The 15,774-nt window shown below is 37.3% G+C and carries 16 protein-coding genes; all 16 read right to left on the reverse strand.

What is annotated here, in order from left to right:
* The 16 genes from H9655_RS18835 to H9655_RS18910 all read right to left on the reverse strand — a co-directional run bounded on the left by H9655_RS18835 (position 1) and on the right by H9655_RS18910 (position 15,752).
* Complete coding sequence (locus H9655_RS18835; RefSeq protein ID WP_191816798.1) at positions 1-909, reverse strand: glycosyltransferase family 2 protein; 909 nt, start codon at positions 907-909, stop codon at positions 1-3.
* The gene (locus tag H9655_RS18840) at positions 906-2,039 is read right to left on the reverse strand and encodes a glycosyltransferase family 1 protein (RefSeq protein ID WP_191816799.1); all 1,134 of its coding nucleotides are present in this window, start codon (positions 2,037-2,039) and stop codon (positions 906-908) included. The genes H9655_RS18835 and H9655_RS18840 overlap by 4 nt, the downstream gene beginning before the upstream one ends.
* Complete coding sequence (locus tag H9655_RS18845) at positions 2,036-3,115, reverse strand: glycosyltransferase family 2 protein (RefSeq protein WP_191816800.1); 1,080 nt, start codon at positions 3,113-3,115, stop codon at positions 2,036-2,038. Before H9655_RS18845 ends, H9655_RS18840 begins: the two co-directional genes overlap by 4 nt.
* On the reverse strand, positions 3,078-4,238 hold the full coding sequence (locus tag H9655_RS18850; RefSeq protein WP_191816847.1) for a glycosyltransferase family 4 protein: 1,161 nt from the start codon (positions 4,236-4,238) through the stop codon (positions 3,078-3,080). Before H9655_RS18850 ends, H9655_RS18845 begins: the two co-directional genes overlap by 38 nt.
* Positions 4,238-5,119 carry a UTP--glucose-1-phosphate uridylyltransferase GalU gene (galU, locus tag H9655_RS18855; protein ID WP_191816801.1) on the reverse strand — a complete coding sequence of 294 codons (882 nt, stop codon included), beginning with the start codon at positions 5,117-5,119 and terminating at the stop codon, positions 4,238-4,240. Before galU ends, H9655_RS18850 begins: the two co-directional genes overlap by 1 nt.
* 20 nt (positions 5,120-5,139) lie before the next feature.
* Complete coding sequence (locus H9655_RS18860) at positions 5,140-6,966, reverse strand: polysaccharide biosynthesis protein (protein ID WP_318245520.1); 1,827 nt, start codon at positions 6,964-6,966, stop codon at positions 5,140-5,142.
* Positions 6,967-7,192: 226 nt separating this feature from the next.
* Positions 7,193-7,858 carry a CpsD/CapB family tyrosine-protein kinase gene (locus H9655_RS18865; RefSeq protein ID WP_225230758.1) on the reverse strand — a complete coding sequence of 222 codons (666 nt, stop codon included), beginning with the start codon at positions 7,856-7,858 and terminating at the stop codon, positions 7,193-7,195.
* A complete protein-coding gene (locus tag H9655_RS18870) occupies positions 7,818-8,567 on the reverse strand; it encodes a YveK family protein (RefSeq protein ID WP_191816802.1) in 750 nt (249 codons plus the stop codon). The genes H9655_RS18865 and H9655_RS18870 overlap by 41 nt, the downstream gene beginning before the upstream one ends.
* A 100-nt stretch (positions 8,568-8,667) precedes the next feature.
* Positions 8,668-9,858: a nucleotidyltransferase domain-containing protein gene (locus H9655_RS18875; protein WP_191816803.1), complete on the reverse strand. Its 1,191-nt coding sequence runs from the start codon at positions 9,856-9,858 to the stop codon at positions 8,668-8,670.
* Entirely contained in the window at positions 9,852-10,328 is a 477-nt protein-coding gene (locus H9655_RS18880; protein WP_191816804.1) for a lasso peptide biosynthesis B2 protein, read from the reverse strand. Before H9655_RS18880 ends, H9655_RS18875 begins: the two co-directional genes overlap by 7 nt.
* Positions 10,321-10,620, reverse strand: coding sequence for a lasso peptide biosynthesis PqqD family chaperone (locus tag H9655_RS18885; protein ID WP_191816805.1), 300 nt, complete (start codon positions 10,618-10,620; stop codon positions 10,321-10,323). The genes H9655_RS18880 and H9655_RS18885 overlap by 8 nt, the downstream gene beginning before the upstream one ends.
* Entirely contained in the window at positions 10,589-11,542 is a 954-nt protein-coding gene (locus H9655_RS18890) for an aldolase (protein WP_191816806.1), read from the reverse strand. The genes H9655_RS18885 and H9655_RS18890 overlap by 32 nt, the downstream gene beginning before the upstream one ends.
* Before the next feature lie 206 nt (positions 11,543-11,748).
* Complete coding sequence (locus H9655_RS18895; RefSeq protein ID WP_191816807.1) at positions 11,749-11,874, reverse strand: paeninodin family lasso peptide; 126 nt, start codon at positions 11,872-11,874, stop codon at positions 11,749-11,751.
* Positions 11,834-13,798 carry an asparagine synthase-related protein gene (locus H9655_RS18900; RefSeq protein ID WP_191816808.1) on the reverse strand — a complete coding sequence of 655 codons (1,965 nt, stop codon included), beginning with the start codon at positions 13,796-13,798 and terminating at the stop codon, positions 11,834-11,836. Before H9655_RS18900 ends, H9655_RS18895 begins: the two co-directional genes overlap by 41 nt.
* A 234-nt stretch (positions 13,799-14,032) precedes the next feature.
* On the reverse strand, positions 14,033-14,842 hold the full coding sequence (locus tag H9655_RS18905; RefSeq protein WP_191816809.1) for an endonuclease I family protein: 810 nt from the start codon (positions 14,840-14,842) through the stop codon (positions 14,033-14,035).
* Between the two features lie 268 nt (positions 14,843-15,110).
* Positions 15,111-15,752 carry an SDR family oxidoreductase gene (locus tag H9655_RS18910; protein WP_191816810.1) on the reverse strand — a complete coding sequence of 214 codons (642 nt, stop codon included), beginning with the start codon at positions 15,750-15,752 and terminating at the stop codon, positions 15,111-15,113.
* Between the last annotated feature and the right edge of the window lie 22 nt (positions 15,753-15,774).

A 15,774-nucleotide genomic window follows, 5' to 3' on the forward strand; every position in this document is an offset into this window, starting at 1 on the left:
TTACTGCTCACTTCCCATGACATACCTTTTTCGTTGCTTATGACGTATATAAATTGATAGTAGATAACCAAATGGTAGTGCAATGAGTGTCATACCCTTTAAAGGTGACGCTTGAATGAAGTGGTCCTTCCGACTTAATAAACAACTAGAAACATAATGTATACATTCTCTTAACTTTTCTTTCGATGAAGGAGCATAGATCATAGCTGTTTCACGAAAGAACGCAAAACCTTTTGGGTTTTTATAATATTGATTTAGCATATTTAAACTAGAGCCGTCTGGTAAATACTCGACATGACATAATACCTCATTGAGAAGTAATAACGGCTTTAACTGATCAATGAAAATGTACTTATAGCTTAACGGGCAATATTTTTCTCCTGAGAAAATAGGATAGGCAGGTGTTGCTTTCGTCAAGGCTGTTCGATAGACAAGCTTCTTATCTCCCTTCACCTTATGAACACCATATAATTCTCCTAATGTGCTAGTAGACAAATCGGCCGGTAACTCTGTCCCGATGATATCCCCATTTTGATAGGCATCAAGTCCGACAATACCGGCTACGTCCTCACTTCCATTTTGCTTCCAACAAGTAATAATTTTCTCCACCGCATCGACAGGCATATAATCATCAGAATCGATGCATACATTCAATTCTGTTTCGATTAACTCATAAGCTGTATTATGTGCGCCGTGCATACCTAAATTTTCTTGGTAATGGTAGCGAATAGAAATAATTCCCTCTTCTATCCACTCTTGAACCATTGACCTTGTTCCATCATTCGAACCATCATCAATGATTAGCCACACAAAGGATTGGCATGTTTGTTTCTTTAAACTTTCATAGCCTAAATGTAGCGTGTAAGCACGATTATAGGTCGGGGTAAAAATGGTTAATAATGGTTTCATCTTATATTCGCCCCGCTCACATGACTTTCAATATCATTATATTCGTTATAAAAAGTAGCTAACCACTGACTCGTTGTTTCAATATCATAACCGGCTACTTTTAATTCCTTAGAGGTATCCTTATGTTGGTTATCTAACTGCAATAGTTTATCTGCCCACTCATAAGCCTTACTAGATAAGCTCATAAATGTTACCCTGTTAGTCAGGTCCACTTCTGCCGTTATCGTATCAGAGACAAGACAACTAAGACCGGCAGCCTGGGCTTCAATTAAAACTACAGGCAAACCTTCAAAATGAGAAGGGAATAAAAAAACATCAAAAGATTGCAAAAGCGAAGGAATATCTTCTCTCACACCTAAAAATTTCACTTGTTGTTCTAACCCTAGCTTTTGAACTTTTTTCTTTATTTGCGGCATTAAGTCACCATCTCCAGCTAAAATTAAAACAGCGTTCTTCTTTTTATCACATATGGATTGGAAAATATCTATGATGAGATCATGATTTTTCTGATAATTAAAGCGTCCAATATGACCAATTACAAAAGAATCATCCACGCCCAATTCTCTTCTTATCCGCTTTCGCTCTGGTAAATGATAAAGGTATTGACTCACATCTACTGCGTTAGGTAAAACGGTTACCTCGCTCTTAGATGATGATTTAAATAACCAATCCCCCGCACGTTCTGAACATGCAAAGTAATAATTAGGATACTCCTTCATGCATAATCTCGCATACTTGCGAAACAGCCATTTAAAATCCATATGTAAGTCGCTCAAATGGCTATGTGCAATCCGACACGGCACACCAGCATCATAGGCTGCACGCATAATAAAACTACTATTTTCGTTTAAATGAGCATGTACAATGCGGTAATATGGATGTTCGGCAAAAAAGGCATCCAACTGTTTAAAGTATTTTTGGTAATTGCCTGGGCGAATGGATGGCATATGAAAAATACGGCCACCTAGCCTCTTAATTTCCTTGTCATAATGACCTTCTTCCTGCCGATGGACAATGAAGTCAAATTGAATGCCAACATGAATAAGGCGACGATAATAATTCATTAACATCGTCTCTAACCCACCACGATTCATAATCGTTACCACTTGCAACACTCTTAATTCCCTCATGACCTACCTCCCCAGCGTTTTTTTCTTAATCTATCTATCATCGTAAGCATATAGTAGACACAGCTAGCTGAACGTGAACGGGCACAAACAAAAAATACTTTCCAAACGAATGGAAAGTAACTGATATCCAACCCTTTAAAAGCCTCTCTAACAATAGGTGCACTTAAAATGATATCTATTTCATTGATTTTTTCTCGCATTGTCAGTTGATTTTTAGAAGCAAGGATATTTAAGCCTAACCCAATCATATTTAAGCAAATACGATTATTTAAAGCTGTTTGGGCATGACGACTGAATGAATACGCCTTTAGGCAATGATTCATTTCTTCATAAAGTTGTTGCCAAAGCTGAAATAAATCCGATCGATATTCACTCGTTTGAGAATGTTCATTTTCTTTCCAGTAATGATATAAAGGACGATCGACATAGACAAAAGAGTCAGCTAAGCTCATCACTTTCATATTGAAAAGGGTGTCCTCATTTGATCCAATATGATGCAAATCTGTAAAAAGGATCGGCTGTTCTGTTAATAAATTTCTACGATATAACTTTGACCAAACGGTTCCCATGGCATCAAGCATACTAGGGTCAGAGACTTCTTCTTTAATTGGTCCTACTAACCGCCTGACAATCTGTTCTTTATAGGCTTCTCCTCTATAGGGTTTTTCTTTCAAGTGATGAAAATATTTTTCCTTAGAAAAGTGTTGATACGCTCGTGTATATCGACACATAGCAATATCTACCTGCTCTCGTTGAAGTGCTCCGTATAATACCTCATACATCTCTTGGTGAACCCAGTCATCAGGATCGACAAAACCAATGTACTCCCCTATCACATGCTTTAGTCCAAGGTTACGGGCCTCGGATACACCTTTATTCTCCTGGTAGAAGACCTTTACCCTTTTATCCTTCTCTTGATATTTTGAAAGAATGTCCCCCGTTCGGTCGGTTGAACCATCATTAACGGCGATAATTTCAATTCCTTTAAATGTTTGTGTGAGCAAACTATGTAAACATCTTTCTACATACTTTTCCATATTATATATAGGCACGATAATGCTGATGATTGCTTTCATCTTTCTTCTCCTGCGTGTATTTAGCATATAGTATCATTAATTCTTCCATGACGACCTCAGTTGAATACTTGCTAGCGAGTTGCCTATTTGCTTTTGCGAAGCGCTCTCTCTCTTGTTCAGAAAGAATAAGACTCTCCATTTTTTCTGCGAAATGATGAACATCAGTCGCTGCTATAAGATATCCATTCTGTTGGTCCCTAATCAATTCATGATGTCCTCGATTGATAGTCGCTACAATGGGTAGACCGCAGGCCATTGCTTCCAAAATATTTACTGGGAGACCTTCTCTTAAACTAGATGCAACAGCTACATCACTCATTTGCAACCATTCCCTCACTTCATTTGTAAACCCGAGAAATACTACTTGACGATCAATTCCAAGCTCCTTAGCAAGTCTTTGACAATCTGATAACAGCGGTCCTTCCCCTGCTAATATTAATTGGCAAGACGGTTGATGTTTCGCTATTTTCTTAAACGCCTGGAGTAAAAGCCTTTGATTTTTGTTTCGATTAAACTCTGCTGCATAAAAAAATAAAAAAGCCTCTTTTTCAATCAGATGCTTCTCTCTTAGTATTTCCTTTATTTCCCTATCAATGGGCTGATATTGTGCTAAGTTCACGCCTACTCCATGGATAAAAGCTATTTCCCTCGCTTTCAATGCCCGATTGGCTAAGGCATAATCTTCTTGATTGATCGTAATCAAACAATCCGTTTTCCGCGCCAAAATTTTTTCAATAGGATAATAGATTAACCAATTAAGCAGTGGTGCACCTTTGCAAAAGTGAAATCCATGAGCAGTATAAAATAGTAATGGCTTCTTCTTCATAGTAAAAGTGGCCAATCTACCAAGTAACCCACCAGTAGGTGTATGACAATGAACAATATCATATTGATGCCTCTCTATTAATCTTTTTAACTGCTTGTACGCATATAGATTGGCTGTTTTCAACGGATGTCTTTCAATCGGGAGGCGATGCTGTTCGGATACAAAAGGTAATGTTAAGTCTCCTTTAGCGGCTATATGAATTTCCCAACCTTGTTCGTAAAGTTGGCGCATAAAAGGGAGATGAAATGCCTTGAAATGATAGTCGACTGTAGCAACTAATAGCAGTTTTTTCACCATCATTTGATTGAATATCTTTCTGTTATCGTTTGTAGAAACCCTAACAGCTCCTCTTGTAAATCCTCACGTTTTAAAGCAAATTCAATGGATGTTTGTATATAGCCAAGTCTCTCACCAACATCATAGCGCTCTCCTTGAAATTCGAATGCGAAGATCGGCTCACTTTGATTTAAAGTGGCTAACGCATCTGTTAGTTGAATTTCGTTCCCCCTCCCTGGCTCTTGATATGAAAGTATATCAAAAATACTCGGTGGCAAGATGTATCGCCCCATGATCGCTAAGTTAGATGGTGCTTGATCAAGATCTGGCTTTTCAATTAAAGAGCGCACCGTATATAGTCTTTCCGTCACTGTTTCAAAATCAATGATGCCATACCTTGATACTTCTTCGTCTTTTACTTTTTTCACGCCGAGAATTGTCCCTTTATGCTCTTCGTATTGATCTATCATTTGAGCTATGCAAGGCGTGAATCCTTCAATAATATCGTCGCCTAACAGAACCGCAAACGGCTCATCACCAATAAACTTCCGTGCACACCATATAGCATGCCCTAACCCAAGCGGTTCTTTTTGTCTGATATAATGGAGATTGGCCAGTTGAGAAGACTTCTTCACTTCTGATAGTAATTCAAATTTACCTTTGCTCATTAAATTTTGTTCTAGTTCAAAAGAATAATCAAAGTGATCCTCTATTGCCCTTTTTCCTTTGCCTGTAACAATAATAATATCTTCAATACCAGCAGCAACTGCTTCTTCCACAATGTATTGAATTGCCGGCTTATCGACTAGTGGTAGCATCTCTTTTGGCATGGCTTTTGTTGCTGGGAGAAATCTAGTTCCTAAGCCAGCCGCTGGAATAATTGCTTTTCTTACTTGCTTCATACTTACTCACTCCTTCTTCATTAAGATAGTGATAACATATTAGCAACTTCCTGTTTTTTCTCTGGGGTTTCACTTCGATTTGCAAGGGATAACAACCGTTCTCTTAATTCCTCTTTACTCATCAAAGGGTATAAATCAATTAAATTTTCAATCTCTTTAATATAAAGAGTGGCGCTTTTCCCAATATAAATATGTGGATGAATTTGCTGAATTCCCATTTCCTCTTTATTCAATAGTTCTTCAAACAACTTCTCCCCTTTTCGAATACCAGTGAATTTGATATTAATTTCCTGAGTTGTATAGCCAGAAAGTTTAATTAAATTTTTTGCTAAATCATATATTCTTACCGGCTTACCCATATCTAAAATAAATATCTCGCCGCCTAAGGCTAAGGCACCTGCCTGTAGTACAAGCCTTGAAGCCTCGGGAATTGTCATAAAATATCTCACCATATCAGGGTGTGTGACAGTAATTGGCCCCCCTTTTTCGATTTGCTTTTTAAAAAGAGGAATGACACTACCCCTGCTACCTAATACATTGCCAAACCTTACCGCAACAAAACGAGTTGTACTTACTTTATTCATTTGTTGAACAAGCATTTCCGCAAGGCGCTTCGATGACCCCATTACACTTGTTGGATTAACCGCTTTATCTGTTGACACCATTACGAACACATTGACTTGTGACTGATGAGCTGCCTCAGCCATATTCCTTGTACCAATCATATTATTTTTTACTGCTTCTTCTGGATGTTCTTCCATTAATGGTACATGCTTATGGGCAGCTGCATGATAAACGACTGCCGGTTGATATATTTTCATGATTTGAATCATGCGGGCTTTATCTTGAATATCAGCAATAACAGGAATCAGTTCGCAATCACTTTGCATATCTTCCAGTTCTAATCGTATGGAATAAATGCTGTTTTCTCCATGACCGAGAAGAATTAAACGCTTCGGTGAAAATTTTAAAATCTGTCGGCAAATTTCTGAACCAATTGAACCCCCAGCACCAGAGACAAGTACCGTTTGGTTGGCAATATACTCGGAAATACTGTTGTCCTCTAAGAGAATCGGCTCTCTCCCCAGTAAATCTTCCACCTTTACATCTCGTATATGATTCACTTTTACTTCTCCCATGACAATATCTTCAATAAAGGGTAATGTTTGTGTCTTAACATTCGTTTTGGCACATTGATGAAAAATGATTTCGAGCTCTTCTTTTTTTAGTGAAGGAATAGCAATGATTAAATGCTCTATAGCCATTTCCTGTACAATCTCATTTAATTGTTCAACCTTTCCTAAAACCTTTAAGCCTGCTAAATACAACCCTTGTTTTCTATAATCATCATCAATAAAACCGACTGGAATTAATTGATCATGTCCTTGCATCAATTGTTTGGCAAGCATACCGCCTGCTGAACCAGCACCTATAATTAATGTTTTTTTCTTATTAATAGCTAGCTCCTGAATTCGTTCACGATAGACTCTTACACCATATCTTGAACTTGTTAATACAATGAGCAGCACTAAACCATAAATGATTGTAAATTGTGGAAGAAAAGCTTTAAATAACATGAAGTATGTAATCATTGTTAAACAGACTGTCGTTGCCACAATCCTGAGAATAATAAAAAATTCCCGGAGACTAGCATAGGACCATAATTGCTCATAGAACTTCTGTTTATAGGCAAACGTATAATAAAATAGAAGTGATAAACTATAAATTATAATAGCTTGTAAATTTGAAAAAGAAGTTGGAAGTAATAAATAGGTACATATAAAAGAACCAAAGAGTAATCCCGCATCCATCAATAGCGAAAAAATAAACTTTAGTCTGCAAGACACAACATTATCCCTCCCTTGCTATGAAGATTTAATATGGCTAATATCACAAGTATCAACCTTTTTTATATGTAAAACAGGGCATCTAACCCCCCCTCTCACCACACTCTTGACGACAAGGCGTCTAAGGTTTCTTTCAACCCACAGCATGACCGAGTATCTCCTTTGGATAAAGGCAAGGAGACATCACCTAAAAATATTCTTAATAACGAACAATCATATAAAAAAATTAATGGCTTCCATTCAATATGGTGCCAATAATGTTCGACTTTGCATATTGTAGTGTTTTTTTAGCATTGTAAACATGTTCTGCTTTTGTTTGCCCTTGTTTTACGACGAGTATCACACCATCACTAACATTCGCTAACACCTTTGTATCAGTCACATCTAATAAACAAGGAGAATCAATTAAAATCACATCATATAATGGGCTAACTTTAGCAATAAGATTCTTCATGACATCAGAACCAAGTAGCTCTGAGGGATTGGATGGAATCTTCCCACTCGGCAATAGTTTTAGACCAGGAATTTGCGTAGAAACGATCACTTCTTCTTGTATTGCATCTCCTTTCAATACATCTGTTAAACCAGGCTCTTGAGCTGACATAAACATTTGATGTAAGGCGGGATTTCTTAAATTAGCATCAATTAGGAGCACTTTCTCTTTTTGGTTCGCGATGGATACAGCAATATTTCCTATCATTGTCGTCTTACCTTCATAACGATCTGGTGAAGTAATAAGCAAGACCATATGCTTTTTCTCACGATTAATGAATTGGATATTTGTTCTTATCGTGCGGAATTGTTCAGAAATGATGGAATGGGGGTACAAATAAGTGACTAAGTTTCGTCCCTTATTGCTCGTACCGATTCTCCATTTCCCCATATTGACCATTCGTTTCCCTCCTTTCTTTCATTGTTTGTTTTTGTTTCTTTTGTCTCAAATTTTTCGTATGTATGATAGAAACTGTACCAATTGTTGGCACATCGATTAATCTCTCAAGCTGGCTTTCTGACTTTACAGAGTCATTTAATGAGTCCAATAGGAAAATAAAACCTATTCCCGCAACTAAACCTAACACCCCTGCAATCAAAATCATATTCAGCCCATTACTTTCATTAATAGGAATCGGGTTAGGTCGTGCCTCTGACAAAATACTGACTTCATCAAAATCCATAATAGTAGGGATTTTTTCAATAAATACCTTTGCAGTAGTATTAGCAATTAAAGCGGCTCTTTCTGGATGGGCATCAACTACGGTTATATTCACCACTTGCGTATCATCAACACTCGCCACAGTAATCTTATTCGCTAATTGATCACTTGTTTCTTCTAATTTCAACTCTTTAATTACTTCTTCTAATACAACTGTGTCTCGAATGATGACTTGTAAAGTATTTCGATAACCAACTTCTGCCCCAATAATAATATTCGTATCACTTTGATAGAGTAATGTTGGTTTATTTAATAAGTGATAAATAAAAGCAATCCCACAAGCAAGCAACATAAACAGGAGCACAAGCCAAAACTTTTTCTTAATGACTTTATACAGTTCAGGTAATTGTATTTCTTTAGCCCCAGGTTCATTCAAATATCTGTTCATTTGTAATCCACCTTTTGTGTTTTCTTTATAAAGAACAAAAAAAGTAAAAAAATAGAATTAGATTAGGTTTATTTCATTTTAGTTCTTTATAAAGAACAAGTCAACATGTTTTCTTTCTCGCACTTTGCAGCATTTGCCGTTTCCTGTTTAACCACAAAAAAGGCTTTATTACATAATAGAGTGGAAACAATCTTTTCGGTAACGGGAAAGCTTGATAATCTTCGGACAAAGGATAGAACCATTGTAAATAATGAATGAACTTCTGCTTCAAAGTAAATAAACTGCGTAAATATTGTGCATGATAATGAGCTATTTCCTTTGGTACATAATGGTCATGTAACGAAACCAAATGGTGAAAATAAAACGATGCACCTTTTGCTAACTTGATTGCTGCGCGCTTATCCATATATGTTGATTCAATATTTGAATTAAATAGTTTTGCCGATAATAATAATGCCTGCCCAGCGATTTTTTCGTATTGATACTGGGTTAAATGATGTGACCAGTCCTTATCATTCACAAAACTTCCCTGTAACAAGATCTGATGAATATCAAACAGCCATCTTAACCTTGACCACCCGTGTCTAGCACCGTGAGTGCTTAAGAAATAGAATAAATCTTTTTCACCTAAATAAGGAAAGCTAATTTGACTACTCCACTGACTTTCTCTCCTTCTCTCCCATAACTCGGTAAAATGGGGCTCTGTGCTTGGTGCAGGATGAAGGCGCCAGTGAACTTCTACCTTCGTTCGATGTTGCTTATGAAAGTAGGTAAAGTGATGATGCCGCCATTTCCAATCATCCATTACCGATTCAATGTAATCATCTTTTTCATAACCTTGTTGGAGCATTAATTGTTCTGCTTGTTCAATACGCTCAATTGGCACAAGCAAATCGATATCCGCACATGTGCGCAAAGACAGATCACCGTAAAGCTCTTTAGCAAGTATAGGACCTTTGAGAAAAAGAAGCGGTAAGGATGCTTGTTGAAACTGACGATAGAGTGTTTGCATTTCCGCAGTCAAATGCAGCATACGATAGATGTTCTGCTCATAATCTTTTTTTATTTTTGTAACGATATATGCTGGCAATTCATCTGCCAATCTTTGTTCATTTATTGCATGGAAGATTTGCGGGAATATTCGATGATGCTTAACCGCTAGTAGGAACTGATCCCAATCTACTTTGTTACATAATGAAAGCACTAGTTGCTTTTCGTTTTTCATCAATGATATGATCAGTTGCATTTCTAATGGTAAATCTTTATTGTTTAAAAATGACGTTCTTACCATCTCTCTTTCTCCTTTTTCGGTATACATGCAAACATGCTAACAATTGTAAACTTATCTTTTTCATGCGCCCCGCTCAGAAAGAAAGTGCCACTCCTTAACCATGCATGAGCGACAAACTCACCACATTCATCCCTCGCAGTCCCTAAGTATAAAGTACTTTCTATTCCTCTTCTTTCAAGCATTTTCATACAAGCAACAGCCTTAACTAAACATTCACTCTCCCAAAACGTATACCGACTCATATGATGTACTGCTTCAGAAATTTGTTGAATCGCATTCTCTCTATGAATTATCTGCGTTTCTTCTGTCTCTTTCATATGCTTACCTAGTAGATGTGAAACTTTAGAAAATGGTAACTGCTTATAAATTCTTGCATATGCTAGGTAGATCATGGCCTCTATTAATAAGCGTTTTTTCTCCCAAGGAAGAGAAAGAAAATGTTTAAGTTTACGAAAAAGTATGCTATTCATGTTGCTGTACTTCAATAAGCCCTTCTTTTAGAAGCTGTTCAAGAAAGAAAAAAACCTCTTCTTCACATTTGATTTGCTCTACTTCATATTCTGCTTGCATTTGCGATATGAGAGAAGAGACCAACACGGTTTCTTGCATCTTTCCCCAAATATCACCACCAATGACACCTAAATTATAATATTTACCGTTTTCAATATTCAGCATCACTTTCTCACCGTTCATATCACTTACCATGTTTCCACTCACTTGTTTCACACTATCATTGATTGACAATGGCTTCTTTGCTATCATTATGTTCCTCCTCAAATAAGTTATGAATCGTATCAGCCAGCTCATATGCTGAAAATGAGTTCGACCGTTCGATCGCGTACATGGGAATTTGACTAGCAATCTTAACTGATAAGTCAAAATGCCAAGCTAATAGATCTAACCGCTCAATCATAAAAGGGCGATATGTATGAGTATCCAAAACTTCAATTTTTTGCAACCCATTTAAAGATTGTATTTCTTTTGGTCTTTCATTCACCTGATGTAGGACGAAAATACCTGCAAGTGGAACCGAATGATGGGTAAATACATTCTGTACAGGTATCGCATATTTATTTTCTCTCTCAAAAAGAGGGTGATAACTTGTAACGGATAAACCTAACTTTTTAATACTTTCATCCCATAGTTTTTGTTGTGGATAGCTCGGTACTACGTAGGCTATGCCGTTTATTAATTGAATAGGTATGACATCATCACTTAATAACGACCATCCTTTAAGAATAAGCGTCGAAGCTAGTGTCGACTTACCTGCCCCTGAATCGCCGACAATTAAATAAGCTTTGCCATCCCTCATTATTGCGCTTCCATGAAGGGGTAATATCCGCCTCTGCATTAATAGAACACCCATACACGATCCTAATATAAATAAACGGACTTTATCTATTGAACCACTAGGATGGGGATCAAAATAAATGACCCTGCCGCCCTCAATATAGAAAGTTGCCGTTTCATTTACTTTGAATAGAACAGATTGGTCTGTTAATACTTTAAATTGTCTTTCCTTACCATAACTATCCCATATAGATGATAAATCTCTTTGTTTAATACTAATTACCTCAGAGGGAGTAGAGGGCTCTGATTCTTCGGTAGCAACGAGTTCTTTAAACGGAATATCACTTAATACATATAAACCGAATGCTCGATATTTGTGTATCTTCTTTTCCAACACGTTCCTCCTTTCTAAGAAAAGCGCCAGACGCCACTGCCTATAAGCGTACAGAAAGATCTTTAGCCTATTTTTTCGAATGAAATACCTAAGGGCAATAGCGTCCATTTTTAGCGCACGAAATATCAATTAAACTTATCATCTTTTTGACTCTTCTCTAAGAAGCCCTTATACATAAGGCACAAGGGCCGTTTGCTTTAATGTGCTTACGAATAATGAATAGTTTCATCTTCATCTGGTTGGACAGCATCCGGGATTTGCAACCCTGGTCCTCCCATCGTTCTCTTTATTTCAAGTTCTTGCAAAATGGGTGTTTGCCAAATTTTTGTCACTGATTTCACCTCCTTTAATAAGAAAACGATAGAGAATAAGTGTCCGCATCGCTATGCGAAAATCATCATCAAACACTTGATTTGCTTGTGGTTGCTGAATACGTTTTAGATGGTGCCGGATGACTGACACATCGATATAGTGCTGAATGCGCTGATCGTTTAATGCTTTCTCCATTTCATTTAGAAAAGACGGCCAATTTGGTTGCAATCGCAGCAACCCATCTGCACCTTGCACACCCTTGCTTTTTACATTTAATCGATTAAGATTCGGTAAATATCCTTTCGTTGCTCGTCGAATAAAGGCACGATTGAATCCATTTTTTACAAATTGGTCCTCTGGAAGAGATAAACAAAAACGGACCACCCTTAAATCATCTGTAGGGTCTCTAGGAATTACCCCATATTTCAAGGCCATTTTTGCGCCATATCCCCCTGTTGTATGCCAATAATAAAGGTCTTTGAATTGCTGTTCTCTCACTTGATACGCATTAGTTAGACCGTTCCCCCCTTGGTCAATACCGTACTCTCTTAATTTTTCATATACCTTTGTTTGTCTTGCAAATGCGGGATGAATAAATTGTGGGAAGGGATGCCCCCGATTCACATGGGATGCTCTTATTTTTTTATTTATAATCGTCGACCAAACTTTTTTTCGATCCACGCCTATATTAGTACTATAGGCATTTGTCTCTTTAAAAAAATGTAATAATCGATACTTTTTAAGAAGACTGGCATAGTAATCAAGAGCTGGGCCCCAAGAAATGGTCCAATTGCCTCGTTGGCCATTGAGAAGAATACCTATGTCCAGTGCTGATGCTTGTTCGTAAATTCCGCGTAACCAATACGTATTGTCGAAGTATTTATAAGGTGATTCAATCACATTCAACCACTCATCTATTTCTGTATAAGCATTGCGTTCAGAGAATGAGAAGAAGTGCGGCACGAGAGTAGGATACAGCTTAAGCATTTCTTCAATCCATGGTCTTTCGTTCGCTTGTCTGCTTTTCGGTGTCCAATCTTCAAACTTGGGGATAGGGATATAGCTGAATGTATGTAGCGGTTCCCCTTGTAATGATTTCGCTGCGAATGCAGTGACAGTACCTGAATCCAAACCTCCACTTAAATGAGCACCTTTTGCCTTGAATGTTCTTAATTTGGAATCAACTACTTTTTGAAATAATTCTTGAAATGCTTCAATATATTGTTCATCATTCTTTAGGTGAAGCGGTTCTCTTTCTTCTAGTAGATGACAGTATTGCTTGAACTCCGTCTTATGTTTCGTTACTGTGATTGAGTGTGAAGGTGGTATTTGATAGATAGATTGATAGACCGTTGAGGTTAAATCTACTGATTCTATCGTTAATGGATTAGCAAGATATTCAGCGATCCAGTTTTCATTATATGTATCATCTACCTCTGGTAAGGTCAGTAAAGCACCCATTGTCGATGCGAATGAGAAGAACAAAGCATTTTTAGTAAAATATAATGTTCTCGTACCTGAGAAATCTCTAGCCCCAAACCACGATTGCTTTTTTTCATTCCAAATCATGAATACAAAATCACCGACTAAATACTTAGGACAGTCTTCTCCCCATTTTTCATAGGCATATAAAATCAGTTGACTATCGGTTATCATATATTTCTCATGCTTCCGAATATTTAATTGCTGATATAAATCTTCACGATTATCAATAATACTATTGCATATGATAGTTAAACCTTTTTCACAATCGTAATAGGGGATTTCCTCATCCCTTGATTGTGGTGTAATCCAATTTAAAGAACAACTTAAGAATAGGTGGCGCTCTCTTCTTGTTTGCACTCGATCAAAACGGAACCCTTGAAACTGTTGCAACATCCTATCCCCGTGATGAACAGGAATTTCCCACTCATTGAAGCTCCCTATCCCAGCAATGGCTGTCATGCGCTACCTCCCTGATTGTTAGTTCTTTATAAAGAACATATAAGTACTCTTAAACTAACATCATACAAATCAACTGTCAATATTGTTTTTGATACAAATGGCTTATTTTTTTCAATTAAAGTTCATTTTTGTTTAAGGCTAAAATGAGCTTTGCAATCTTTCTCGTGAAGTTAAAAAAAGTCTGGTAGAACTGTATACGTTTCTACAGTTCTACCAGACCTACATATTCCTCTTCTACTTACTATCACCCCAAATATCAAATGCCCATTCAGGGTTATCAATGAAAGGATTGCGGTTATTTTGAAATTCTTCATAAATTAATTGATTTCTACGTTGTTCATTTTCATCTACAGGATCCTCTTTATGCCACTCTAACAAAACGGATAACTTCCCATGTAAAGGCGTGCGCCCATTATTGACTTGATCGTTCAATTCTAAATCTAGTTCACCATCATCGCCTTCATAACGAACTGCCATATAAAAAAGCATTCTGGCAAGATCCCCCTTCACTTCATCACGAGGTTCAAAAGAATCATGATCATAATAATTACCTTTTGCTTCCTGATGCTCTTGTCCACCATTATCAAAATCTAAGTTTCCTCTAGAAGCATTTACACTTACATCTGTCGGCCTTAAATGATGCAGGTCTGTTCCTACACCTGGATTAGTATCAAACCCACCATGAGATTTTGCCCAAATATGTTCACGGTTCCAGTCATCTGCATCTGGACCTTTTAAGTCCTTGTCTTGCGATCTTCCACTATAGAATAAAATCACATTATCTCGGTTTTGGGGATCTTCATCCGTCACCATTAACGCTTCCCATACCTCACGATAAGTGAGTTCATTATGATCATCTATAATCTCATGAAGCGCTGCTTTTAATTCATCTCCCGTTTTCCCTTCTGCCTCTTTATAATAGTTACTATTAACCTGATATTCATTTGTTTCGTTTCCCTCTGTTAATGGGGGTTCCCCTCCTTTTGAACAACTAACTAACAAACTCAATAAAACGAATAATGGGATAAATGAACGTATGCTCATTGTTTCCTCTCCTTCATAAAGTACTTAAAAGAATATTATCTATGAAAAATAAATATTTGAACAGCACCAACAGTAGGCTTTTTATATAATAGAAATTTTCCGTCCCTTTTATCAAAGAAATGAAATACTTATATGAAGAACAAAAATCCTTGTGTGGAAATTACATACAATTTATGAAGTATTGTTTCCAAATGAAACTAGAGCAAATTCTCTATTAGAATTTGCTCTAGTTTCATTTTATTTACCTATCCATGTCTCAGTATTTTTCCTAAATCCCTTTTAGCGCCTCGTCTATCGTTTCCTCTCCTGTAACGAGGTCAAATGATTGATGAATGGTCCGATCATTATGTAGGACCTCAACGATTGTTGCAGCCACATCTTCACGTGGAATCGTATTTCTCTCGAGAGAAGCAGATGCCTGCACTTTCCCTATGCCTGGTTCATTCAATAAGCCACCAGGACGTACGATTGTGTAGTCTAATGAGCTATTCATCAACATTTTATCAGCATAATGTTTAGCTGCCATATATGGTTCGATTGCAGTCCATTTTTCTCTGTCATTCGCATGTATGGCGCTAACCATCACAAATCTAGAAACACCGGCTTGTTCTGCGGCTTCAATAGCTTTACCTGCACCGTCTAAATCAATGAGCAATGTTTGATCATATCCAGTGTGACCTCCTGATCCTGCTGTGAAGACAACAGCATCACATCCTTGCATAGCCGTAGCCAATTCATCCACTGTACCAGTTAATGATGCATGAACTGCTTCCAATCCACTGTTTTTAAAATCGTTTAATTGTTCTGCTTTTCTTACCATTGCTACAGGTGTATCACCGGTTGATTTACTTAATTTGTTCATCACCTGTTTACCAATTTGCCCGTTCGCTCCTATTACTAATACTTTCATTCTTTTTCTCCTCTCTTCCCTT

Source organism: Cytobacillus stercorigallinarum, from assembly GCF_014836495.1.
In the GTDB taxonomy this organism is placed as follows: Bacteria; Bacillota; Bacilli; order Bacillales; family Cytobacillaceae; genus Cytobacillus; species Cytobacillus stercorigallinarum.